The sequence below is a fragment of the Pyxidicoccus xibeiensis genome (assembly GCF_024198175.1).
Classification (GTDB): domain Bacteria; phylum Myxococcota; class Myxococcia; order Myxococcales; family Myxococcaceae; genus Myxococcus; species Myxococcus xibeiensis.
In genome coordinates this window covers 970,256-996,237 of sequence record NZ_JAJVKV010000002.1, presented here as the reverse complement: position 1 = coordinate 996,237, position 25,982 = coordinate 970,256, and the positions used below count along the sequence as shown (strand labels likewise).

3 protein-coding genes (1 of these 3 cut by a window edge) are annotated in these 25,982 nt (G+C 73.6%); all 3 read right to left on the bottom strand.

All coding sequences use genetic code 11. From position 1 onward, the window contains the following. Tightly spaced (each overlapping or abutting the next), the 3 genes in view from LXT23_RS11875 to LXT23_RS11865 form a layout consistent with a single transcriptional unit that may run on beyond the window. Nucleotides 1-8,858, bottom strand: partial view of a non-ribosomal peptide synthase/polyketide synthase gene (locus LXT23_RS11875; RefSeq protein WP_253980233.1) — the beginning only. It extends 9,256 nt beyond the left edge of the window; 8,858 of the gene's 18,114 nt are visible here — the first part of the coding sequence; it begins with the start codon at nucleotides 8,856-8,858; the stop codon falls past the left edge of the window. Next, a complete protein-coding gene (locus LXT23_RS11870; RefSeq protein ID WP_253980232.1) occupies nucleotides 8,855-20,362 on the bottom strand; it encodes a non-ribosomal peptide synthetase/type I polyketide synthase in 11,508 nt (3,835 codons plus the stop codon). Before LXT23_RS11870 ends, LXT23_RS11875 begins: the two co-directional genes overlap by 4 nt. After that, nucleotides 20,355-25,982, bottom strand: coding sequence for a non-ribosomal peptide synthetase (locus LXT23_RS11865; protein ID WP_253980231.1), 5,628 nt, complete (start codon nucleotides 25,980-25,982; stop codon nucleotides 20,355-20,357). Before LXT23_RS11865 ends, LXT23_RS11870 begins: the two co-directional genes overlap by 8 nt.

Here is a 25,982-nt window from a genome sequence, read left to right as displayed (position 1 = left end):
CCGTCCAGCGGGCGGATGGCCAGGGAGGGCAGCAGCACCTCGTGCACCGGGGCGTTCTGCAGGACGAAGAGCACCTGGAACAAGGGCGAGCGGGCCAGGTCGCGCACCGGCTGCAGCTCTTCCACCAGCTTCTCGAAGGGCACGTCCTGGTGGTCGTAGGCACCCAGCGTGGTCTCCCGCACCTGGCGCAGCAGCTCCAGGAACGAGAGCGACCCTTCGACTCGCGCTCGCAGGACGAGCGTGTTGACGAAGAAGCCGATGAGGCCCTCCGTCTCCGCATGGCGGCGGCCCGCGATGGGCGAGCCGACAACGACGTCCTCCTGGCCCGAGTAGTGGGACAAGAGGAACTGGAATGCGGCCAGCAGCAGCATGAAGGGCGTGGCGCCCTCGCGCTGGGCCAGCGCCTTGAGCGCCTCGCTCAGCTCACGGGGCAGGCGCACCGGTACCGTGATTCCCCGCGTCGACAGTGACGGCGGGCGCGGGAAGTCCGCGGGCAGCTCCAGGTGAGGCGGTGCTCCGGCGAGCTGCTGCTTCCACCAGTCGAGCTGTGCCTCCAGCACCTCGCCCTGGAGCCACCCGCGCTGCCACACCGCGTAGTCGGTGTACTGGACGGGCAGCTCCGGCAGCGGCGACGGCAGGCCCCTGGAGAAGGCGTCGTAGAGGGCTCCGACCTCGCGCACGAGCACGCCCGTGGACCAGCCGTCGGACACGATGTGGTGCAGCACCAGCACCAGCACGTGGTCCTCGGGCGTCAGCCTCAACAGCGTTGGCCGGAACAGCGGCCCGCGCTCCAGGTCGAAGGGGCGGAGCGATTCCTGCGCGACGTGCCGCCGCGCCTCCACCTCGCGCTCCGAGGCAGGGAGCGCGCTCAGGTCCACCTCGCGGTAGGCGAGCACCGGCGCTCCGGTGATGACCTGCACGGGCACCCCGCCCTCGGTGCGGAACGTCGTGCGCAGCGACTCGTGGCGCTGGACCAGCGCCTCGAAGCTTCGCTCCAGCGCCTTCCCGTCCAGGGGCCCCGTCAACCGCACCCCGGAGGACACGTTATAGGAGGCACTGCCCGGCTTGAGCTGGTCCAGGAACCACAGCCGCTGCTGTGCGAACGAGACGGGGACACGGCTGCTCCGGTCCTCACGCGGCTTCAGTGGAGGCGCCGCGACACGGGTGTTCCCAGTGCGCGCCAGCCGTTCGATGCGGTCGGCGAGCGCCGCCACGGTGGGCGCTTCGAACAACTCCCGGAGGGGCAGCTCGAGGCCAAAGGCGGTTCGCAGCCGGGAGACGGCGCGCGTGGCCATCAGCGAGTGCCCGCCCAGCTCGAAGAAGTTGCCGTGCAGCCCCACCCGCTCCAGGCCCAGTACCTCGGCGAAGAGGCCCGCCAGCTTCTGCTCGGTGGCAGTGCGAGGCGCGACGAAACCCTCCGACTTCAGGGACGCGAAGTCGGGTGCGGGCAGGGCCCTCCGGTCCACCTTGCCCTGCGAGGTCAGCGGCAGCGCCTCCAGCACCACCACGGCCGACGGCACCATGTACTCCGGCAATGTGCCACCGAGGTGGCCGCGCAGGGCCAGTGAGTCCAGCCCCCTGCCCTCGCGCGCCGTCACGTACCCGACCAGACGCTTTCCGCTCGGACCATCATCCCGGGCGACCACCACCGCCTCGCGCACGTCCGGGTGCTGCTGGAGGGCGGACTCCACTTCCGAAAGCTCGATGCGGTAGCCGCGCACCTTCACCTGCGTGTCCGCGCGGCCGAGGAACTCCAGCACTCCGTCCGCGCGCCACCGCGCCAGGTCTCCCGTGCGGTACAGCCGCGCACCGGGTACTCCGGAGAAGGCGTCCGGCACGAAGCGCTCCGCCGTCAGCGCCGGCTGCTCCACGTATCCGCGCGCCACGCCGTCGCCGTTGATGAACAGCTCGCCTGTGACACCCACGGGCACCGGCTGTCCCGAAGCGTCCAGCACGTACACCCGCGTGTTGCCGATGGGCCGCCCGATGGGCACTGCGGTGCCCACGTGCGCCACGTCCGTCATCCGGTGGCAGGAGGCGAAGACCGTCGTCTCCGTCGGGCCATAGCCGGCCGTCACCGGAATGCGCAGCTCCTCCAGCACGCGACGCACATGCGGCGCACTCACCACGTCCCCGCCCGTCAGCAGCTGCTTCACCGTGCGCAGCCCTTGCAGGTGCGTGTCCACCATCTGCGTGAACAGGCCCGCGGTGAGCCACAGGCTGGTGACTCCGGTGCGCTGAAGCACCTGGCCCAGTTCCTCGAGCGAGGCTGCGTGGGGCGGCATCACCACCAGCCGCGAGCCGTGCAGCAGCGCGCCCCAGACCTCCAGCGTCGACGCATCGAAAGAGATGGGCGCCAGCTGCAGCCACACCTCCTCCGGTCCGAAGTGGGCATGGTCCGCACCGAAGACGGTGCGCAGCACGGCCGCGTGCGGTGTCCCCACGCCCTTGGGCCGCCCGGTACTTCCCGAGGTGAAGTCGATATAGGCCAGGCTCTCCGGCAGCGCCGTCACCGGCGGCGCATGCGTCGGCTGCCCCGCCAACGCCGCCTCTTCCAGCACCACCGTGTTCAGTCCCTCATGCAACTTCGGCCGCAGCGCGCGCGTGGTGACGAGCACCTGGGGACGCGCATCCTCCACCATCGCCGCCAGCCGCTCCCGGGGGTACCCGGCGTCCAGCGGCACGTACGCACCGCCCGCCTTGAGGATGCCCACCAGCGCCACCACCAGCTCCACCGAGCGCTCCACCGCCACCGCCACCCGCACGTCCGTCGACACCCCCTGCCCTCTCAGGTGCCACGCCAGCTGATTCGCTCTGGCGTCCAGCTGCCCGTACGTCAGCTTCTCCTCTCCGAACTCCACCGCCACCTTGCTCGCGAAGCGCTCCACCACCCGCCCGAACACCTCCGGCAGCGTCGACTCCCTCGGGTACTCGCGCGCCGTCTCGTTCCACTCCACCACCACCCGCCGCCGTTCCTCCTCTTCCAGCAACGTCACGTCACCGACGCGCCGCTCGGGCCGTGCCACCAGCTCTCGCAGCGCCAGGGCCCAGTGCCGCAGCAGGCCGTCCAGCAACGCCGCGTCGAAGCGCGAGGTGTCGTAGGCGAGGTTCAATCCCAGCCGCTCGCCTGGAACGACCACGGCCTCCAGCGCCGTTTCCGCCTGCTCCCGCACGGCGACGTCACGGATGCCGAGGCCGTCGCTCATCGAGCCGACAGCCGAGTCGAGGGGATAGTTCTCGAAGACGAAGAGGGACTCGAAGAGGGCCGTCCCGCGAGGCACCTCGCTCCAGCCCTGGATTCGCACCAGGGAGGTGTGCTCGTACTGGCGGAGCTCCAGCTGCCGCGCGTGCAGGTCCTTCAGCCACGCCAGCACCGGCGACTCGGAGACGACCTGGACGCGCACCGGGACGGTGTTGATGAACAGCCCCACCGTGTGCTCGATGTCCGCGAGCGGAGCGGAACGTCCGGACCCCGTGGCCCCGAAGAGGACGTCGCGTTGGCCCGTGTGCAGCGAGAGGGCCAGGGCCCAGGCGGCCTGGACCACCGAGTTCGCGGTGAGCTGGTGCTGGCGCGCGAAGGACTGGAGGGCCCGGGTCTGCTCGGCCGACACCAGCAAGGTGCGCGTGTCCTTGCGCCGGGCCGCACCTTTCGCTCCCACGGGCAGCGTGCCCGGCAGCGGCGTGGGTGACATGAAGCCTCGCAGCGACTGACGCCAGTACGCCTCCGCCTGCTGCTCGGACTGACTCCGCAGCCAGGCGATGTAGTCGCGGTAGGCGGGCGCCCTGCCCCCGGGCGCGGCGCGGCCCTCGCGCAGCGCCGCATACGTGCCGAGCAGCTCCTGGAACAGCACGCCCAGGCTCCAGCCGTCCATCAGGAGGTGGTGGTGCGTCCACAGGACGCGGTGGGCGCCCGCGTCCAGGCGCGCCACGGAGATGCGCATCAGCGGGGGCTGGCGCAGGTCGAAACCCCGGGCGCGATCCGCGGCCAGCAGGGCCTCGAAGCGCGCGTCCTGTTCCGCTGGCGGCAGGCCGCTCCAGTCATGCTCCTCGAGGATGAGCGCCGCGCTCGGGTGGACCCGCTGCAGCGGCTCGTCCAGGCCCTCCCAGACGAACGAGGTGCGCAGCACGGCATGCCGCTCCACCACGCTGTCCCACGCGCGACGGAAGGCCTCCAGCGCCAGCGGGGCGCCGAAGGTCCAGCCAAGCTGGGTGACATAGATGCCGGAGTCGGGGGCCAGCAGCGACTGCAGGAGCATGGACTGCTGCAACGGTGACAGCGGATAGACGTCCTCGATGGGAGTCCCCGGAGGCACCAGCCTGTCGAGCCCCGGCTGGGACAGGCTCGCCAGGGGAAAGTCGGCGGGCGTGTAGCGCCGCGCGTCCTCGGAGGCGCGGGTGGAGATGAGGGCGCGCAGCGTCTGGAGGAACGCGTCCGACAGGGCCTGGACGATGGAGGTCGCGTGCAGGTGCGGGCTGTACGTGAAGCTCACCTGGAGCCGCTCGCCCTGGACCCAGGCATTGACGTCCAGGAGGTGCTCCCGGAGGGAGCGGGGACTGACGGCGTCGCCGGACGGCTCCTGCGAGAGTGTGAACAACGAGGAGGCAGCCAGGGAGGCGTCGAGCTGGCCGAGGTAGTTGAAGGAGACCTCGGCGCGAGGCAGCGAGCGCAGCCGCGCGTCCTGACGCACGTGGCGCAGCAGGCCGTAGCCCAGCCCGCGACCGGGAAGCCGCCGTACGCCGTCACGCACCGCCCGCAGCGCGTCGCCATGACCGGCGCCCTCGGGCACTTCCAGCAGCAGCGGGTATACGGACGTGAACCAGCCCACCGTGCGGGACAGGTCCACGCCGGAGAAGAGGTCCTCGCGGCCGTGGCCCTCGGAGTCGACGAGGAAGCGCGAATGCCCCGTCCAGGAAGCCAGGGCACGACAGAGGGCGGTCAGCAGCACCTCCTGCACCTGGGCCCTCCAGGCCGTGGGGACCTCGCGGAGCAGCACGCGCGTCTCCTCCAGCTCCAGTGAAGCGGAGAGGATTCGGGCGGACGCCACGGTCGCGGGCTCCGGGGCCTCCTCGCGCGGCAGGGACGGAACCCGAGCGCGGGCCTCGTCCAGCCAGTAGGGCAGCTCGGCCACCAGCGCCTCCGAGCTCGCGTGCGCGTGCAGACGCTCCGCCCAGTCCTTGAAGGACGTCGTCTTGGGGGGAAGCGCGGGTGACTGGTCGCGAAGCAGCGCCTGACACGCCACCTCCAGGTCCTCCACCAGCACGCGCCAGGAGACGGTGTCCACCACCAGGTGGTGCGCGACCAGCAGCAGGCGCGCATCAGCGTCCGGGCCGGAGTCGAAGAGGGCCGCGCACAGCAGGGGCGGCGCATCCAGCCGGAAGCGGGTGTGCAGCTCTCCGGCCACCTGGGCCACGAGGGCAGCGCGTCCGGACTCCGGCACCGCCGTGAGGTCCACGTGCCTGAGCGTGGGCCCGTTGTCGTTGCCCGCGTTGTGCTGGTGCCAGCGTCCCGTGTCGTCTCGCGTGAAGCGCATGCGCAGCGCATCGTGGTGCTCCACGACCTTGCGCAGCGCCGCCTCCAGCAACGTGGTGTCCAGCCGGCGCCGCAGCCCCAGCATCACGGCCTGGTTGAAGTGGTGGGGCTCCTGGGTGGCGTGCTCCTCCAGGAAGGACTGCTGGATGGGGGTGAGCGGCACGCCGCCCTCCACCGCACCCTGCTCCGCCTGGGGCTCCGGGGCCGCCGCCACCACGGCCGCGAGCCTTGCGATGGTGGGATGCTGGAAGAGCTGCCGGGGCGTCAGGTGCAGCCCGGCGGCACGGGCCCTCGCGATGATCTGCAGGCTGAGGATGGAGTCCCCGCCCAGCTCGAAGAAGTCGTCGTGGATGCCCACCTGGGGCACCCGGAGGACCTCGGCCCAGATGGCGGCCAGCGTCTCCTCCGTGGAGTCCCGGGGTGCGACGTGCTCCCGTCGCGTGCTCGCCAGTGCTGCGTCGGGCGCGGGCAGGGCCTTCCGGTCCACCTTGCCGTGGGAGGTCAGCGGCAGCGCGTCCAGCACCACCACGGCCGACGGCACCATGTACTCCGGGAGCCGCTCCTTCAATCGGGCGCGCAGGGCCTGGGGGTCCACTGAGCTGGACCCCGAGCCAGGCACCACGTACGCCACGAGGCGCTTGTCGCCCGGACCGTCGCTTCGCGCGATCACCACCGCCTCGCGCACGTGCCCCTGGGCGAGAATCGCCGCCTCCACCTCCGCCAGCTCGATGCGGTAGCCGCGCACCTTCACCTGCGCGTCCGCCCGGCCCAGGAATTCCAGCACGCCGTCCGCGCGCCACCGCGCCAGGTCCCCCGTGCGGTACAGCCGCGCACCGGGTACCCCGGAGAAGGCATCCGGCACGAAGCGCTCCGCCGTCAGCGCCGGCTGCTCCACGTACCCGCGCGCCACGCCGTCCCCGCCCACGTACAGTTCGCCGCCAATGCCCACCGGCACCGGCTGTCCCGAAGCGTCCAGCACGTACACCCGCGTGTTGCCGATGGGCCGGCCAATGGGCACCGCGGTGCCCACCTGCCCCACCTCCGTCATCCGGTGGCACGAGGCGAACAGCGTCGTCTCCGTCGGGCCGTAGCACGCCGTCACCGGAATGCGCAGCTCCTCCAGCACGCGACGCACATGCGGCGCACTCACCACGTCGCCGCCCGTCAGCAGCTGCTTCACCGTGCGCAGCCCTTGCAGGTGCGTGTCCACCACCTGGGTGAAGAGGCCCGCCGTCAGGTGCAGCGTGGTGACGGCGTGCTTCACCAGCACCGCTTCCAACTCGTACACGTCCGAAGGCGCGTGCGGCGGGAAGACCACCAGCCGCGAGCCATGTAGCAGCGCGCCCCAGACCTCCAGTGTCGACGCATCGAAAGAGATGGGCGCCACCAGCAGCAGCGTCTCTTCCGGCCCCAGGTGCGCGTAGTCCACGCCGAAGACGGTGCGCAGCACGGCCGCCTGCGGTGTCCCCACGCCCTTGGGCCGCCCGGTGCTGCCCGAGGTGAAGTCGATATAGGCCAGGCTCTCCGGCAGCGCCGTCACCGGCGGCGCATGCGTCGGCTGCCCCGCCAATGCCGCCTCTTCCAGCACCACCGAGGCCACGCCCTCCATCGGGAGCTTCGCCATGAGCGCGCGCGTGGTGACGAGCACCTGGGGACGCGCATCCTCCACCATGGCCGCCAGCCGCTCCCGGGGGTACCCGGCGTCCAGCGGCACGTACGCCCCGCCCGCCTTGAGGATGCCCACCAGCACCACCACCAGCTCCACCGAGCGCTCCACCGCCACCGCCACCCGCACGTCCGTCGACACCCCCTGCCCTCTCAGGTGCCACGCCAGCTGATTCGCTCTGGCGTCCAGCTGCCCGTACGTCAGCTTCTCCTCTCCGAACTCCACCGCCACCTGGTCCGCGAAGCGCTCCACCACCCGCCCGAACACCTCCGGCAGCGTCGACTCCCTCGGGTACTCGCGCGCCGTCTCGTTCCACTCCACCACCACCCGCCGCCGCTCCTCCTCATCCAGCAGCGAGAGCGTTCCCAACGTCCGCCCCTCGCCTCCCGCCAGCCCGCGCAGCAGGTGCCGGAGGTGCGCGAGCATCCGCTCCACCGTGCCGGCATCGAAGCGCGCCGCGCTGTACGAGATGCGCAGTGTCAGCTCCCGGCCTGGGACGGCCGCGAGCGACAGCGGGTGGTTGTCCACCTCCACCGATCGGATGTCCCGCACCTCCATGCCCGGGATGGCCGTGGTGAGCGCGCCGTCCAGCGGGTAGTTCTCGAAGACGACCAGGCTCTCAAAGAGCGGGGTCCCCGCCGGGAGCTCGCTCCAGCGGCGCACCTCCACCAGCGGAGCATGCTCGTGCTGCCGGGCCTCCAGCAGCCAGTCCTGGAGCTCGCCCAGCCATGCCTCCACGGTCATGGACGGAGGCAGCCGCACCCGCGCGGGGATGGTGTTGATGAACAGGCCCACCATGTCCTCGACGCCGCGCAGCTCCCCGGGACGGCCCGCCACCGTCACCCCGAAGAGCACGTCGTCCCTGCCGCTGTACCGGCCCAGCAGCAGCGCCCAGGCGGCCTGCACCAGCGTGCCTGCCGTCAGCCCTCGCCGCCGGGCGAAGGCGTCCAGCACCGCCGTGTCCTCCACCCCCAGGCGCAGCGTCCGCTCCCCCCGGCCCGTGGCCACACCGGACGAGCCGCCCGCGTCCAGGGGCGTCGGCTCCGTGAAGCCCGCGAGCGACCGCCGCCAGAAGTCCCTCGCGTGAGCGGGGTCCTTCTCTCCCAGCCACGCGATGAAGTCACGGAAGGGCCGTGGCGAGACGAGGTGCGGTGAGCGGCCCGCCTGCTTCCCCGCGTACAGCGCGAACACGTCACGCAGCAGCAGCGGGAGCGACCAGCCATCCAGCATCAGGTGCGAGTGGCTGAAGACGAACCGCCAGGCCGCGTCCTCCGTGCGCAGCAGCGCCAGTCGCACCAGGGGCGCGCTGGACAGGTCGAAGCCTTCCCGCTGGTCCTCCGCCAGGAAGGACGCCACCCGCGACGCGAGCACCTCCGGGGACAGGCCCCGCCAGTCCTCGCTGCGCACCGGCAGTTCCACCTCGCGCAGCACGACCTGGACCGGCTCTTCCACGTCATCCCAGACGAGCGCCGTGCGCAGCACCGGGTGCGCCTCCACCACGCCCCGCCACGCCGCGATGAAGCCCTCCACGTCCAGCCGCCCGCGCAGCTCGCAGACCAGCTGGTTGAAGTACAGCCCCTGCCCGGGCTCGGCGATGGCGTGGAAGAGCATGCCGCCCTGCAGGGGCGACAGCGGGTACAGGTCCTCGATGTTGTCGCTCATCGCGTCTTCTTTCCGAACCGGGCGGACAGCTTGTCGAGCTGCGCCTGTTTCACCTTCGCCAGCGGGAAGTCGGACGGGGAATGCCCACCCGCGTCCGGCGCCCGCGACGCCACCACCAGAGCCTTCAGCCGCACGAGGAAGTCCTCCGCCACTCGCGTCACCGTCTCGCGCCGGTGCACCGCCTCACTGAAGGTCCACGTCACCTCCAGCCGGCCGCCGCGCACCGCGCTCATCACGTCCAGGGCATACGGCCGGCGGGAGCTGGGCGCCCGCTGCCGCAGCGTCTCCCCTTCCGGCGCGAGCGTGAAGGGCGCTCCCGCCCCCACGGCCCCGTCGATCTGGCCCAGGTGGTTGAAGCCCACCTCCGCCGCCGGCAGTGCCGCCAGCGCCGCGTCCCGAGCCACGTACCGCAGCAGGCCCCAGCCCATGCCCTGCGAGGGCACCGCGCGCAGCCCTTCCTTCACCGAGCGCAGCGCCTCTCCTGGACTGTTGGAACCCCTGAGGTCCAGCAGCGCCGGGAAGACCCGGGTGAACCAGCCCACCGTCCGGGACACGTCCACGCCGGGCAGCACGTCCTCGCGTCCATGGCCTTCCACGTCCACCAGGGCCACGCCGCGCCCCGTCCAGGCGGCGAGCGCCTGCGCCAGCGCGGTGAGCAGCGGGTCCTGCGGCTGCGTGTGCCACGCCTTCGGCACGTCGTGCAGCAGCGCCTTCGTCTCCTCCTCGTCCAGCGCCACCTGCACCATTTGCGCGGTGGCTTCCGTGTTGGCGCCACCAGCGCCGTCCACCGGCAGCCGCGCCGTCTCCGCCCAGGGCCGCTCCAGCCACCACGCGCGCTCCGTGGCGAGCTTCTCCGAGCGCGCCAGCGAGTCCAGGCCTCGGGCCCACGCCTGGAAGGACGTGGTCTTCGGCGGCAGCCGCACCGCGCCTCCCGACGCGAGCCGCGCGTACACCGCCGCCAGGTCCTCCAGCAGGATGCGCCACGACACCGCGTCCACGGCGAGGTGGTGCACCGCCAGCATCAGCCGCGCTGGTTGTCCCTCGCCAGTGTCCAGCAGCGCCGCACGGATGAGCGGGCCGTCCAGCCGCAGCGTCTTCTGGAGCTCCTGTGCCCGCTGCGCCAGCTCGGCCCGACGGGCCGCTTCCGGCACGGAGGAGAGGTCCACACGCTCCAGCGTCACGGGCTCACCGGGGGCCACGGAGGCCTGGTGCCAGCCGTCCCCCGCGCGGGCGAAGCGCAGGCGGAGCGCGTCGTGGTGCTCCACCACGTGCGCCAGCGCCTGCTCCAGCAGCGCCGGGTCCAGCGCCGCCTTCACCTCGAGCACCAGCGACATGTTCCAGTAGTCCGGCTCCTCCAGCCCCAGCTCGAAGAACCAGCGCTGGATGGGCGTGAGCGCCACCGGGCCCACCACCGGGCCCTGCTCCGCCTGCACCGCGAGCCGTGTCCCGGCGACCGTCGCCAGCCGGGCCACCGTGGGGTTCTGGAAGAGCTGCTTCGGAGACAGCTCGATGCCCGCCGCCCGCGCGCGGGTGATGATCTGCAGGCCGAGGATGGAGTCTCCGCCCAGCTCGAAGAAGTCGTCGTGGATGCCCACGCGCTCCACCCCGAGTACCTCGCGCCAGAGGGCCACGAGCTTCTCCTCCACCTCCGTGCGCGGCGCCACGCTCGCGCCGCCGCCGGCCTCGGCCGCCTGACGCTCCGGCGCAGGCAGCGCGCGGGTGTCCACCTTGCCGTGCCGCGTGCGAGGCAGGGCGCCCAGCGTCACGTACGCCGCGGGCACCATGTATGGCGGCAGCCGGGCCAGCAGCCACGCCTTCAGCTCCGTGGCGGTGAGGGCCTCGCCCTGTCCCTCCATGGGCACGACGTAGGCCACGAGTCGCTTGGGGCCCTTGCCGTCCTCCCGCGCCACCACCGCGGCTTCCTTCACCGCGGGATTCGCGAGCAGCGCGGCCTCGACTTCTCCGGGCTCGATCCGGAAGCCGCGCACCTTCACCTGCGTGTCCGCGCGGCCCAGGAACTCCAGCTGCCCGTCGGAGCGCCAGCGCGCCAGGTCTCCCGTGCGGTACATCCTCGCGCCGGGACGCCCGTCGAACGGGTCCGCCACGAAGCGCTCGGCGGTGAGCACCGGCTGGCCCAGGTAGCCCCGCGCCACGCCCGCGCCACCCACGTACACCTCACCGGGCGCGCCCTGCGGCACCAGCCGCCGCTTCGCGTCCAGCACGTACACCCACGCTCCAGGCACCGCACGGCCGATGGGCACGGGGCCCTGCTCGTTCGGCCGCACGCGATGCACGGTGCTCCAGATGGTGGCCTCCGTGGGGCCGTACTCGTTGAACAGCGGCACCGAGGGCAGCGCCTCGTGGTGCGCGCGCACCAGGTCCAGCGAGCAGGCCTCTCCGCCCACGCTCACCGCGCGCAGGCCGGACAGCCCGCCCACCGGCGCCGCCGCGAGCACCTGCCCGTAGAGCGCCGGCACCGAGATGAGGTGCGTGACGCCCGCCTTCACCAGCAGCTCCGCGAGCTTCCTCGGGTCCTCCCGCTCCTCCACGTCCGGGTAGCGCAGCGTGCCGCCCTCGAAGAGGGACCAGAGCATGCCGGCGAGCGACGCATCGAAGGTGAACGGCGCCAGCGACAGGACGACGCCGGGCGCGCCGTACACCTCGCGCCGGGCCCGTGTCGCGGACACGAGGTTCCGGTGCGCCATCACGACGCCACGGGGCCTTCCCGTGGAGCCGGACGTGTACACGATGCACGCCGCGTGATGGGCCTCCGGGCCGGCGGGCAGCTCCGCGCCAGCGTCCCCTTCCGGCAGCGACTCCAGCGTGACGACCGCCGTGCCCTCCCGCGTGGGGACGCGGGCACGCGCGGCCTCGGAGGTGATGACCGTCCGCGCCGCCGTGTCCGCCAGGATTCCGGACAGGCGCTCCGCCGGGTGGTCCACGTCCAGCACCACCGCCGCGCAGCCCGCGCGCATCACCCCGAGCAGCCCCGTGACGAGGTCCACGGGCTGCACCAGCGCGAGCCCCACCACCGCGTCCCGCTCCACTCCGCGCAGGTGCCGGGCCAGCCGCGCCGAGCGCGCGTCCAGCTCGCGGTACGTGAGCTTCCGGACGCCGTCCTCCACCGCCACCGCGTCCGGCGTGCGGGCCACCTGCGCCGCGAAGCGCGCGGGCACCGTGTCGGCGGCCAGCGGCTCCGGCACGGGCGCCGGGTTCCACTCCACCAGCAGCCGCTGGCGCTCGGCCTCGGACAGAAGCGCGAGCTGGGACAGCCGCCGCTCGGGCGCCGCGGCCACCTCTTCCAGCAGGCGAACCAGGTGCCCCGACAGCCGGGCAATGGTGTCCGCATCGAAGAGGTCGGTGTTGTACTCGATGCCGCCGGCCAGTCCGTCGCGCGTCTCGTACAGCTCCAGCGTGAGGTCCAGCTTGGTGGCGGCCGTGTGCACCATCTGGCTGCGAATCGACACGCCGGCCAGCGCCAGCTCGGGCGCGGGCGTGTTGTGCAGCACGAGCATCGTCTGGAAGATGGGCGTGTGGCTCAGGTCGCGGGCGATGTGCAGCACGTCGACCAGCTTCTCGAAGGGCACCTCCTGGTGCGCGAATGCGCCCAGGGACGTGTGCCGCACGCGGCCGAGCAGCGACGCGAAGGTCGGGTCCCCGGACAGGTCCGCGCGCAGGGCGATGGAGTTGATGAAGCACCCCACCAGCGGCTCCGTCTCCGGCCGGTTGCGTCCGGCTACCGGTGTGCCGACCGCGAAGTCCTCCTGGCCCGAGTACGCGTGCAGCAGCGACTGCCATGCCGCCATCAGCACCATGAACGGGGTGGCGCCCTCGCGCCGGCCCACCGCCGACAGCGCCTCCGCCAGCGACCGGGGGACGACGACGGGCAGCCGCGCGCCGGGATACGTCTGCACCGGAGGACGGGGGCGGTCCGTCGGCAGCTGGAGCACCGGCACGTCGGCCAGCACCTCGCGCCACCAGTCCTGCTCGGCCTTCAGCGCGGGGCCGCGCATCCACTCGTGCTGCCAGACCGAGTAGTCCGCATACTGCACGGGCAGCGGCGGCAGCGGAGACGGCCTGCCCTCCATCCGGGCCGCGTACAGCTGGGCCAGCTCGTGCATCATCACGCCGGCCGACCAGCCGTCGGAGACGATGTGGTGGAGCACGAGCAGCAGGACGTGCTCGGTCTCACGCACGCGCAGCAGCGTTGCGCGGAGGAGCGGCCCGGTCTCCAGGTCGAACGGGCGGCGTGCCTCGTCCTGCGTCTGGCGGGCGAGCGCCTCTTCGCTCACGCCTTCCGCGTCGAGGCGGACGATGGGCACGTCCAGCGACGGGGTGATGCGCTGCACCGCACCCGAGTCGGTCATCGCGAAGGTGGTCCGCAGCGCCTCGTGCCGGCGCACCACCTCGGCGAGCGCCTGCTCCAGGGCGGACGCATCCAGCGTGCCGCTCAGGTTGAGGGCGACGGCGTTGTTGTACGCCACGTTCCCCGGCTCCAGCCGGTCCATGTACCAGAGCCGCTGCTGCGTGAAGGACAGCGGCAGCGGACGGTCTCTCGGAACGGGGAGGATGGGCGGCGGTCCCTCGGGCTTCTTCGCCGAGGCCGTCACCTTCGGCGGTGGCGGACGGCGGCTCGGCACCGGCAGGGGGGCCAGCAGCTCCAGCGAGCCATCCGCACGACGACGGGCACGGCGGCCCGTCGCGAGCCTGCGCGCTCCGTCCTCCGCGCCCGCGAGGAGCCGGAGCGAGGACGTGCCGGGCGCGTTCCAGAAGCCACGGGGCACCCCCGCGCCGGCCACGGCCAGCTCACCCACGACGCCCACGGGCGCCGGACGGCCCTGGCGGTCCACCACCTCCCAGGGAACGTCGATTCCACCCGCGGGTGTGAGCCAGGCACCCAGCCCGAGCCCCGCGTCGCGGCGCACCACCTCGGAAGCAAGCGAGCGCGCCAGCGCCGCCGCGGCTTCCGGCGTCGCGCCCTCCACCAGCACCCGGCGCACGGGGCGCAGCGCGGCGGCCGCGTCGGGCAGCGCCGCCAGTGCGCCCGCCAGCGTCGCGGTGCAGTGCAGGTGCGTGACGCCCGTGTCGCGCACCAGCGTCAGCAGCGCCTCGGCCGCGCCCGGCCCCTCCTGGAGCGTCGCGACGGGCACGGCCGCGCCGGGCTCCGGCGAGTACCGGCGGCGCAGCTCGTCCAGGTAGTGCAGTCCCTCCAGCGTCTGGTCCACCGGCACGCCGAAGTCCACGAGGCAGGCAATCTCGTCCACGTCCAGGCCGCGCACGCGCTCCACCATGGGCGCGCTGGACTCGGGCGTGCCGAACAGGCCGCCGTCCTCCACGTAGCGCTCCATGCCGTGCTCCACCAGCGCGTCCACGTCCGAGGGGGTCAGCGAGCGCGGGTCCACCTTCAGACCCTGGCTGGCGACGAAGCCCGCGAGGATGTCCACCGAGCTGCGGAAGTAGCTCAGCAGCGGCTCGCGGATGCGCCGCCGGACCTCCGCCGGGTCCGCGCCCAGGTACGCGTGCATCATGAGGCTCACGTGGCCGCGGCCCGCATGCCCGTGCTGTCGCCAGGCCTCGCGGTAGAGCGCCACCTTCCCCGCCAGCTCGTCCAGTTGCTGGCCCATGAGGTTGGTGAGCACGTACGCGCCCAGCTCGCCCGCCAGCCGGAACGTCTCCGGACTGCCCGCGGCGGTGAGCCAGATGGGCAGCTCCTTCTGGACGGGACGCGGGCGCAGGGCGACCTCCACCTCGTCGCCCGTGCCATTGCGGCGCCGCACCGTCCCGCCACGCCACAGCGTCCGGACCTCCTCGACGCCGCGGAGCATGACCTCCTTGCGGCGCGCGTACCGGTCCGGCGCGAAGACGAAGTCGTTCGCGTTCCAGCCCGAGGCGAACGACACGCCGACGCGGCCGTCGGACAGGTTGTCCAGCACCGCCCACTCCTCGGCGACGAGGATGGGGTCATGCAGCGGCAGCACCACGCTGCCCGCGCGGATGCCCAGGCGCTCCGTCACCGTGGCCACGCCCGCGCCCACCACGGCCGGTCTCGGGTACAGCCCGCCGAAGGAGTGGAAGCGCCGCTCCGGCGTCCACACCGCCGAGAAGCCGTGCGTGTCAGCGAACTTCGCGCCCTCCAGCAGCAGGCGGTACTTGCGCCCGCCCAGCGAGTCCTCGTCGTTGGCGAAGAAGGACAGGCTGAAGTCGGGACCGCGGCGCGAGGCCCCGCTGCCCGCGGTGAAGAGGTTGAAGCGGGCCCGCTCGGGCGGCAGCACCACGCGCAGGCCGCGCGTCAGGGCCCACAGCAGCTCCAGGCCCGTGCCTGGCGTGTGCGTCTCCTCCGCCGCCAGCCACGCGCCGCCGGCCGCGTCCCCGCCGGCATCCAGGCGGCGGAACAGCTCCGCCACCGTCCGGTGCGTGTGCACGGCCCGGAGCCGGTCTCCCCCGGGGCCCACCAGGGGCTCCAGGCACACCATCGTCTCCGACGACACGTTCAGCGGGCGGCTCCGCTCGGCCGGGCTTCCCAGGGTGCCGTCCGCGAAAGGCGTGCGGCGCATCGCCTCGGCGAGGGCACCGACAGGCGGGGCTCCGCCAACGGCCCCGGAGGGGTCCACCGCTTCCGCCACGGCGAGCATGGGGAGGGACCGCTCCGGAGCATCGATTCCCTTCCACGCCGCGAGCAGGGCGTCCACGTACAGGACGCGCGCGGAGTCCAGCTTCACGCTCGTCCGCGCCCGCTGGTGCGTCAGCAGCAGCGGCGGCGGTCCTCCCTCGGGCGCCAGCGCCGCCAGCTCCCGGAGCTGGGGCACGGACAGCAGCACGTACGCGCCGCCCGCCTCCAGCACCGCCCAGAGCGCCACCACGCGCTCCACCGACGGCTCCAGGCACACGGCCACCAGCACCTCGGGCCTCACGCCCTGGGCCACCAGCTCCGCCGCCAGTCGCTTCGCCTTCTGGCGCAGCTCGCCCCAGGTGAGGTCCTTGCCTCCGCCGTCGGTGAGTGCCACGACGCCCGCGTCCTTGGTCGCGCGGGCCTCCAGCAGCGACGCCGCCGCCACGGGGTGCGGCTCGTCGGAGCGCACCGGCAGCGGCCGGGCCACCGCCCCAGCGGGCTCCAGCGACAGCGCGGAGAGGGGCTGGTCCGGGTCGCTCAGCGCGCCCGACAGCAGCGCGGACCAGTGCTCCACCAGCCGGGCGATGGTCGACCGCTCGAAGCGCTCCACCGCGTACTCCAGGAAGCCGGAGAAGGCGCCCTCGGACTCCCCCATGGAGATGGACAGGGGCGACAGCGCGGCGCCGAACTGCGCCGGCCCGTCCTTCACCTCCACCAGGCTCATGCGCAGCCCTGGCAGGTCCAGGTGCGCCGCGAAGGGCGTGTGCAGGATGAAGAGCGCGTCGAACACGCGCTCCCGGCTCGGGTCCTTCGCGGGCTCGACTTCACGAATCAGGTGCTCGTAGGGCACGTCCGGATTCGCGTACGCCTCCAGCGTCACACCACGCACCCGCGCGAGCAGCTCGCGGAAGGTCGGGTCGCCGGACAGGTCCGTGCGCAGCGGCACCGCGTGCGCCACGTAGCCAATCATCGGCTCCAGCTCCGGCCGGCTGCGGTTGCCGATGGGCGTCCCCACCACGACGTCGTCCTGGCCCGCCCAGCGCCCGAGCAGCGCCTGCCACGAAGCCAGCAGCACCATGAACGGCGTGGCACCCTCGCGCTGCGCGAGCGCGTGCACCGCGCCGGACAGCTCGCGCGAGAACTCGACGTGCCACCGCACCGAGCTGAGCGCGGGGCCCTCACCGCGCGGCAGGTCCACCGGCAGGTCCAGCGGGCCGGGCAGCCCCACCAGCCGCTCGCGCCAGGTGGCCGTCTGCTCGGAGAACACGCCGGCCCCCAGCACCTTGCGCTGCCAGGCCGCGTAGTCCACGTACTGCAACGGCAGCGCCGGCAGCGGCGACGGCTGCCCCTGCTTGAAGGCGCCGTAGTTCGTGCCCAGCTCCTGCCCGAGCACCACCAGCGACCACGTGTCGGACACCACGTGGTGCACGGTGACGAGCAGCAGGTGCGTGTCCGGCTCCAGCCGCAGCACCCGCGCACGCATCACCGGCCCGCGCTCCAGGTCGAAGGGCCGCGCCGCCTCCTCGCGCGCCAGCCGCAGCGCCTCCGCCTCACGCGCCTCGCGCGTGTCCCCCGCCACCGGCTCCACGGCCAGGGACAGCTTCAGCGTCGGCGCAACGCGCAGCACCGGCCGCCCGTCCACCCAGGGGTAGTACGTGCGCAGCGCCTCGTGGCGCTGCACCACGGCCTCCAGGCTCCGCTCCAGCACGGGCAGGTCCAGCGCGCCAACCAGCCGCAGCACCATGGGCATGTTCAGCGCCGGGTTGCCTGGCAGCGCCCGCTCCAGCAGGCAGACGCGCTCCTGCACCACCGACATCGGCAGCACGCCGTCCCGGGGCACGCGCACCATCGCCGGTACTGCCGCCTCCGTCCCGGCCGGGCCCGCCGCGTCCAGCCGCGCCTGGATGCGCGAGGCCACGCCGGCCACCGTCGGCGCCTCGAACAAGTCACTCAGCGGAAGCTGGACCGGGAAGGCCTCGCGCAGCCGCGTCAGCATCTGCGCGGCCATCAGCGAGTTGCCGCCCAGCTCCAGGAAGTCGTCGTGGATGCCGAAGTCCGCGCGGCCCAGCCGCTCGCGCCAGATGGCCAGCACCTTGCGCTCCACGTCCGTGCGCGGCCCGGCCTTGTCCGCCGGCAGCTCCACCGCGGCGAGCGCCTCCAGCGGCTCCTCGCGCGGCGCCGTGACGGACGGTGCTGGCGCGGAGGCCACCACCGTGGGCAGGTCCATCGTGAAGGTCTGACGCTCGAACGGGTACGTGGGGAGCGGCAGCCTGCGGCGCCGCTCGTGCGCGTAGACGCCCTTCCAGTCCGGCCGCAGCCCCTGCTCCCACAGCGCGCCCAGCGCCTCCATCAGCGTCGCGTGCTCGCCCGCCTTCGCGCCCGCGCGCGGCGACGACGCCACCACCCGGGCCCCCTGCCCCTTCAGCCCCAGCCGCGCCAGCGCCGTGAGGTTCTGGTCCGGCCCCACCTCCAGGAACACCGTGCAGCCTTCCGCCTTCAGCGCCTCCAGCCCGTCCCCGAAGCGCACCGGCGCCCGCATCTGCCGCGCCCAGTACGCCGGGTCCGTCGCCTCCTCCGCGCGAATCCACGTGCCGGTGACGCTCGACACGTACGGCACCTGGGGCGCGGACAGGCGCAGCCCCGCCACCACGCGCCGCAGCTCGTCCATCAGCGGCTCCACGGCGGCGGAGTGGAAGGCATGGCCCGCCGGCAGGCGCAGCACGCCCACGCCGCGCGACGCCAGCTCGCGCTCCAGCGCCTCCACCTCCGGCGTGGGGCCGGACACCACGCAGCGCTCCGGCCCATTCACGGCCGCCAGCGACAGGCCGCCCGTCAGCAGCGGGCGCACGTCCTCCTCCGCGCACCCCACCGCCGTCATGCTCCCGGGCGGCATGCGCGCCATCAGCCGGCCGCGCGTCGCCACCAGCACCAGCGCGTCCTCCAGCGGCAGCACTCCCGCCAGGCACGCGGCCACGTACTCACCGAAGCTGTGACCCAGCAGCGCGTGCGGCTTCACGCCCCACGCCTCCCACAGCTTCGCCAGCGCGTACTCCACGCAGAACAGGGCCGGCAGCGCGTGGCGCGGGTCCGTCAGCAGCTCGCGCGCCTCCGCCTCCGTGCCCGGCGCGGGCAGCAGCAGCCTTCGCACCGAGGCCGCCAGCGCCGTCCCCAGCCCTTCCAGGCAGGCGTCCACGGCCTCGCGGAAGACGGGCTCCGCCCCGTACAGCTCGCGCCCCATCCCCACGGACTGCGCGCCCTGTCCGGGCAGGAGGAAGGCCACGCGCCGCTCGCGCGCCGCCTCCAGGTCCTCCACGACGTGCGACTTCCCCGGCGTGCGCAGCCGCGACAGCAGCTCCGCCCGGTCCTTCGCCACCACCGTGCGCCGGTGCTCGAAGGCCCGGCGTCCCACGTTGCGCGTGAAGGCCACGTCCGCCAGCGACACGGTCTCCGGCGCGGACTCCAGCCAGTCCGCCAGCTCGCGGGCCGTTGCCTCCAGCGACTTCGCCGTGCGCGCGGACAGCGTGAAGAGCTGCGTGGGGCGGGCGCTCGGCGCGGAGGGCGGCGCCAGCGGGGCCTCCTCCAGCACCGCGTGCGCATTGGTGCCGCCAATGCCGAACGAGCTCACCGCCGCGCGCCGGGGCACGTCCCCGCGCTTCCAGGGCGTGCGCTGGCCGACGACGTAGAAGGGGCTGTTGGCGAAGTCGATGGCCGGGTTGGGCCGCTCGAAGTCCACGGTGGGCGGCAGCTCTTCATGGTGCAGCGCCAGCGCCGCCTTGATGAGGCCGGCGACGCCCGCCGCGGTGTCCAGGTGCCCGATGTTCGTCTTCACCGAGCCCAGGCCGCACCAGCCCTTGCGCTGCGAGTGCTGCCGGTACGCGCGCGTGAGCGCCGCCACCTCGATGGGGTCGCCCAGCGCGGTGCCCGTGCCGTGCGCCTCCACGTAGCCGATGTCCTCCGCCTCCAGCCCCGCGTACGCCAGCGCCTCGCCGATGACGCTGGCCTGTCCCTCCACGCTGGGAGCCGTGTAGCCCACCTTCAGCCGGCCATCGTTGTTGATGGCCGAGCCGCGGATGACCGCGTAGACGTGGTCCCCGTCCCGGAGCGCGTCCTCCAGCGGCTTGAGCACCACCACCGCCACGCCGTTGCCCGGCACCGTGCCCGCCGCCTTCGCGTCGAAGGCCCGACAGCGACCGTCCGGCGAGAGGATCATCCCGTCCTGGAAGAGGTAGCCCGTGCGCTGCGGCAGCGACAGCCGCACCGCGCCCGCCAGCGCTACGTCCGACTGGCGCAGGATGAGGCTCTGACAGGCCATGTGCACGGCGACGAGGCCCGTGGAACATGCCGTGTACACGGACAGGCTCTCGCCGCGCAGGCCCAGCTTGAAGGAGGCCTTGGTCGCCAGGTTCTCCCCGGTGGTCCCCAGCAGCTCGTAGAGCGACGCGGGGTCCAGGTTCCCCTGCCCCAGCAGCCCCACCGAGTGCAGCGACGCCCCCGCGCCCGCGTAGAGGGAGATCTTCCCCGGGAAGCGCTCCGGGTCGCACCCGGCGTCCTCCAGCGCCGACCACGCGCACTCCAGGAACACGCGCTGCTGCGGGTCCATCCACCGCGCCTCGCGCGGGGCCACGTCGAAGAAGCCCGCGTCGAACGTGTCGCCGCCCTCGAGCACGCCGGCCGCCGGAACGAAGTCCGGGTGCTTCCTCACCGACTCCGGCGTCAGCGGAGATGCCTCCAGCGTTTCCGGTGCCAGCCGGGAGATGGAGCCCACGCCCTCGCGCAGGTTGCGCCAGAAGGCGCGCACGTCCGAGGCGCCCGGAAAGCGCCCCGCCATGCCGATGATCGCGATGTCATTGCCCGTGATGCCGCTGCCTTCGCCCGTCTCGTCGTGTTCAGCCATGGCCTCGGGGATTCCTTCCTCCGCGGCGCTGGAGGGCCTGACGGCGGGCCTCCGCGCGATCCTGGTGCTTCACGTCTGCTTCCCCTTCCGGCCGCGCATCGGACGACAACCTCCGGGCGAGCGCGTGGACGGTGGGATGTTCGAAGAAGTGGGTGATGGGGACGTCGCGGCCCAGCGCCTCGCGCAGCCGCGAGCACGCCTTCACCGCGCCCAGCGAGCTGCCACCCAGGTCGTCGAAGAAGTGCGCGTGCACGTCCACCACGGCCAGGCCCAGCGCCTCCGTCCAGGACTTCGCGATGGTCTCCTCCAGCGGCGTGCGCGGCGCGCCGTCGGCCGCCACCGTCCGCGTCGGAGCGGGCAGCGCGCGCCGGTCCACCTTGCCGCCGACGGTCATCGGCAGCGCCTCCAGCGAGACGATGTCCACGGGCACCATGTGCTCGGGGAGCCGGGCCCGCAGCCGCGCGCGGACCTCGCCCGGTGGCAGCGGCTCGCCGGGGCCGGGCACGACGTACGCCACCAGACGCGCCTCTCCGTCCGCCGGAGGCTTCCACACGGAGACGTGGGCCTGGAGCATGCCGGCCAGCTCCCGCAGCGCGACCTCCACCTCGCCGGGCTCGATGCGGAAGCCGCGCAGCTTCACCTGCGCATCCGCGCGGCCCACGAAGTCCAGCCGACCGTCGGGCCGCCAGCGCACCACGTCTCCGGTGCGGTACAGCCGGGCGCCCGGCTCGCCGCCATACGGGTCCGGCACGAAGCGCTCGGCGGTGAGCGCGGGCTGGCCCAGGTAGCCGCGCGCCAGGCTGGGGCCGCCGACGTACAGCTCGCCGGTCACGCCCACGGGCACGGGGTTCAGCGAGGCGTCCAGCACGTAGGACTGGAGGTGCGCCATCGACCGGCCGATGGCGGGCAGGCCCGGCTCGTCAGGAGGGTTGAACTCCCACGTGGCGCAGACCGTCACTTCCGTGGGGCCATAGCCGTTGATGAACGTGCGGCCCGTGCCGAAGCGGGTCACCAGCTCGCGCGGGCACACGTCGCCGCCGGTGATGAGCACCGCCAGGTCCGGCAGTGGCGCCTCCGGCAGCAGGGTGATGACTGAAGGCGGCAACAGCGTGCAGGTGATGCGCTCTTCACGGAGGAGGCGGTGCAGCACCTCGCCCGCGAGCACCTGTCCAGCGGGCGCCACGTGCAGCGCCGCCCCCGAGGTGAGCGCCATCACGTACTCCCAGACCGACATGTCGAAGGCAGGCGAGGAGAACTGGAGCACGCGTGAGCCAGGCCCCAGTCGCAGCGGCGACGTGGAGCGCGCCAGGTGCTCCAGGCCCCGGGTCGGGACCACCACGCCCTTGGGACGCCCCGTGCTGCCGGACGTGTAGATGACGTACGCGGCCCGGTCGAGTGACGGCGTGACGGACGGAAGCGTCTCGGCCGGTGCTCCGGCGAGCACCTCCGGCGCGCCGTGCTCCTCCCAGCGGAGCAGTTCCACGCCCGCGGGCAGGGACAGCCGCTGAGCGAGCCGGCCCTGCGCCAGCAGCACCCGCGCGCCGCAGTCTCCCAGCATCCACTCCAGGCGCTCGGCGGGCGAGGCGGGCTCGAACGGGACCACCACGCCCCCGGCCCGGAGCACCGCCAGGAAGGCCACCGCCGCCTCCGGCCCGCCGCGCTCCAGCAGGACCGCCACGCGCAGCTCCGGCCCCACGCCCTGCCGGGCCAGTCTCGCCGCGAGCCGGTCGACCCAGGCGCTCAGCTCGGCATACGTCCACCGCCGCGGGCCCGCGACGAGCGCCACCGCGTCGGGGGTTCGTGCCACCCACGCGTCGAAGTGGTGGAGCAGGCCTCCCTCCTCCGGCACGGCAGCGACGGAGGCCGCACCGCGCCCCAGCTCCAGCAGCGCGCGCCGCTCCTCCGCGTCCAGCACGGGCAGCTCCACCAGCGGCAGCTCCGGAGCGGCCGCGGCGGCCTCCAGCAGGGCGCGCAGGTGGCGCGTCATCCGCGCGATGGCGTCGGCATCGAAGAGGTCCGCGCAGTACTCCAGGCTGGCCGCGAAGCCTCCGTCCACCTCCGCCATCATCAGCGAGAGGTCGAAGGCGGCGGAGCGGCTTCCCAGGGGAACGGACTCGAGCTCCAGTGCGCCCAGGCTGACGCGCGCACCCTGCTCTCCGAGCGCGAAGGCGCCCAGCGGCTCGCGACCGGGCCGGCCGGTCTGCAGGGCGAACATCGTCTGGAAGACGGGGGCGCGGGACGGGTCTCTCCGAGGCTGGAGCCACTCGACGAGCCGCGCGAAGGGAAGCTCCTGGTGCTCCAGCGCCTCCAGCACGGTGCCGCGCACCTGGGCCAGCAGCCCGGTGAAGGTCAGCGCTCGCGGCAGTTGCACGCGCAGGGGCACGGGGTTGACGAAGTAGCCCGCCTGCCGGGACAGGTCCGCGCGAGTCCTCCCCGCCGTGGGGATGCCGACGACGACGTCCTCCTGCCCCGAGTAGCGGCGCAGGAAGGCGAGGTACCCGGCCAGCAGCACCATGAATGGCGTGGCGCCCTGCGCGTTCGCCAGGGCCTTCAGGCGCGCGGCCGTCTCCGGCTCCACGCGGAAGGAGCTGCTGGCGCCACGGAACGACTGGAGCCGGGGACGCGGCCGGGACGTGGGAAGCTCCAGCACGGGCAGCTCACCGCCCAGCCGCTCGCGCCACCACGCATGGAGCGCCTCGCCGCGCGCGCCCGTGTACCGGGACTGCTGTGCCTGGAGGATGGGAGGCGCCGGCGGCGGTGGCGGCAGCAGCGCGGCGGGGAGGCCCCGACTCTCCGCGGAGTAGAGCGCGCCGAGCTCCTCGGCCAGGACCTCGAGCGACCAGAAGTCGGTGACCAGGTGGTGCAGGACCATCAGCATCACGGCACCGCCCGGGGCACCGGTGAACAGGCGCACGCGCACCAGCGGCCCGCGCTCCAGGTCGAAGGGACGGTGGGCCTCCGCGTCGAGCCGCTCGCGCAGCGCCTCCGCCGTCAGCGCGGAGGCCTCCTCCACCTCCAGCGCGGGGGCAGAGGCGGCGGTCCGGAGCGCGGGCGCGCCCTGCTCCTCGGGGAACGCGGAGGAGAGCGCCGGGTGACGGGCGACGAGCGTGGAGATGGCGCGTCCGAGGACGCCCGCGTCGACAGGCGCCGTGAAGCGCACTGCGCGAGCCACGTGGTACGCCGTGCTCCCCGGGGCCATCCGCTGGAGGAACCAGAGCGCGCGCTGGCCGTCGGACACGAACGTCGCCGCGTCGGCAGAGAGGCCGCCCTCGACACGGGGCTCCGAGGTGACAGCCGCGTCGCGGCGCTTGCGCTCCACCCACTCCGCGACCTCACGCAGGCTCGGTCCCTGGAGGAGCAGCGCGGGAGGCAGCGACACACGCCAGCCCTCCTCCACCGCGTGCAGCACCTCCAGCGCGCGCAGCGAGTCGAGGCCGTAGTGGGTCAGCGGCGCGTTCACGTCCAGCTCCTGCGCGCTCACGCGCAGCAGCCGCGACACCCGGGACACGAGCCAGGGGAGCACTTCTCCTTGCGCGGCACCGTCTGCTCCCGGGGCCCCCGGCGTGACACCGCCGGCCTCGGCACCCTGCTCCGGCGGAGCCTTCATCCTCCTCGCCGACGCCGTGCCTCCGCCGTCGGAGGCGCGGTCCTCCGAGGCATCATCCAGCCGCGCAGCGGCAGACCCACCTGGCAGGTGCGCAGCCGATGCGCCCACGCGCCCCTGCTCGGGCGCGGCAGCCACGGCCGCCGCCGACAGGCCCTCGCGCCCTTCCCGCCCCGCTCCTGGCGCACCGGCCCCCGCCATCGCGCCCTGGCGGTCCTCCTCCGCGCCACCAGTCCCCTGCGCCAGCGACGCGCCCTCGCGCCACTCCCGCACCACGTCGAGCGCGCCCGCGAGGAACGCCTCGCGGGTGGCCCGGCGCTGCACCTTGCCGCTGGACGTCTTGGGCAGCGAGCCCGCAGTGATGAACACCACCGAGTGCGCGGCCACCCCGTGCTCCTCGGCAAGCACCGCGCGCACGCGCGCGAGCACCGCCTCCACCTCGCCCGCCACCTTCGCGGAGACCTCCTGCACGAGCGCCAGCCGCTCCTCGCCGTCCACCTCCACCGCGAACGCGGCGCCACAGCCGGGGCGCAGCCCCGGGTGGCAGCGCTCCACCGACAGCTCCAGGTCCTGCGGGTAGTGGTTGCGCCCGCGCAGCACCAGCACGTCCTTCAGCCGCCCGGTGACGAACAGCTCGCCGCCGTCCACCACGCCCAGGTCCCCGGTGCGCAGGTACGGCGCCTCCTCCGGCGCCGCGCCCGCCAGCCGCCCGTGGAACGTGCGCTCCGTCTCCTCGGGCCGCTGCCAGTAGCCGTCCGCCACGCTCGGGCCGCGCACCCAGAGCTCCCCTACCCGGCCCGGCGCGCTGGGCCTGCACGTCTCCGGGTCCACCACGCGCAGTTCCTGCCCGCCCAGCGCCGTGCCACACCCCACCAGCACGGCCTCCACCTCGCCGTCCCCCGGGGCGCGCGCCTCGCCGTGCCGCAGCGCCTCTCGCGAGAGCCGCTTCACCACCGGCGCCGCCGTGCGCGCTCCGCCCGTGACGATGAGCGTCCCCTCCGCCAGCCCGTAGCACGGGTAGAACGCCTCTCGCCGGAAGCCCGCCGGCGCGAACGCGTCCGCGAAGCGCTCCAGCGTCTCCGTCCGCACCGGCTCCGCGCCGCAGAACGCCACCTCCCAGCGGCTCAGGTCCAGCGAGGCCCGCTCCTCCGGCGTGCTCTTGCGCACGCACAAGTCGAACGCGAAGTTGGGCCCGCCGCTCACCGTGCCGCCATGGCGGGACACCGCCTCCAGCCACCGCATGGGCCGCTGGAGGAAGGACAGCGGTGGCAGCAGCACCGTGGGGATGTCGCGGAACAGCGGCTGGAGGATGCCGCCAATCAGCCCCATGTCGTGGTACGGCGGCAGCCAGATGATGCCCACGCCCCCGGGGCGCGCGTCGAACCCGCGGGCAATCAACCCCGAGTTGTGCAGCAGGTGCCGGTGCTTCAGCACCACGCCGCGTGGCGTGCCGGTGGAGCCGGACGTGTACTGGAGGAACGCCACCGCGTCGCCCCGCAGCTCTGGCGCCCGCCACGCCTCCGCCTCCTCCGCGGGCACCGCGTCCGTGGCCAGCCAGCGCAGCGCGCGCAGGTCCGGCGCATCCTCCGTCAACGGCTCCACCAGGTCCGCGATGCCCGTGGTGGTGAGCGCCACGCGGGCGCCGCAGTCCGCCACCAGCGCCTGGAGCCGGGGCAGCGTGCGCCCCAGCCGCATCGGGTCCGGCGGATAGGCCGGCACCGCGACCACGCCCGCGTACAGGCAGCCCAGGAAGCCGAGCACATAGTCGCGCCCCGGCGGGTACAGCAGCAGCGCGCGCTCGCCCGGCGCCAGGTGCCGCCGCAGCAGCGCCGCCACGGCCCTCGCGCCCGCATCCAGCTGCGCGTAGGTGAGCGTGTGCTCGCCTTCGTCTTCCAGGAACGTGAAGACGCGCTCACCGGGCTGCGCCGCCGCACGTGCGCGGCATACGTCCACGAAGGTGGAGTCCTCGGGGCAGACGAATTCGGACGCGGGCTCGGCGCGAGTCGGCAGGTGCAT

Coding starts and splice junctions, on each gene's coding strand:
- LXT23_RS11870 (WP_253980232.1), bottom strand. CDS start 20,362: ATGGCTGAACACGACGAGACGGGCGAAGGCAGCGGCATCACGGGCAAT.
- LXT23_RS11865 (WP_253980231.1), bottom strand. CDS start 25,982: ATGCACCTGCCGACTCGCGCCGAGCCCGCGTCCGAATTCGTCTGCCCC.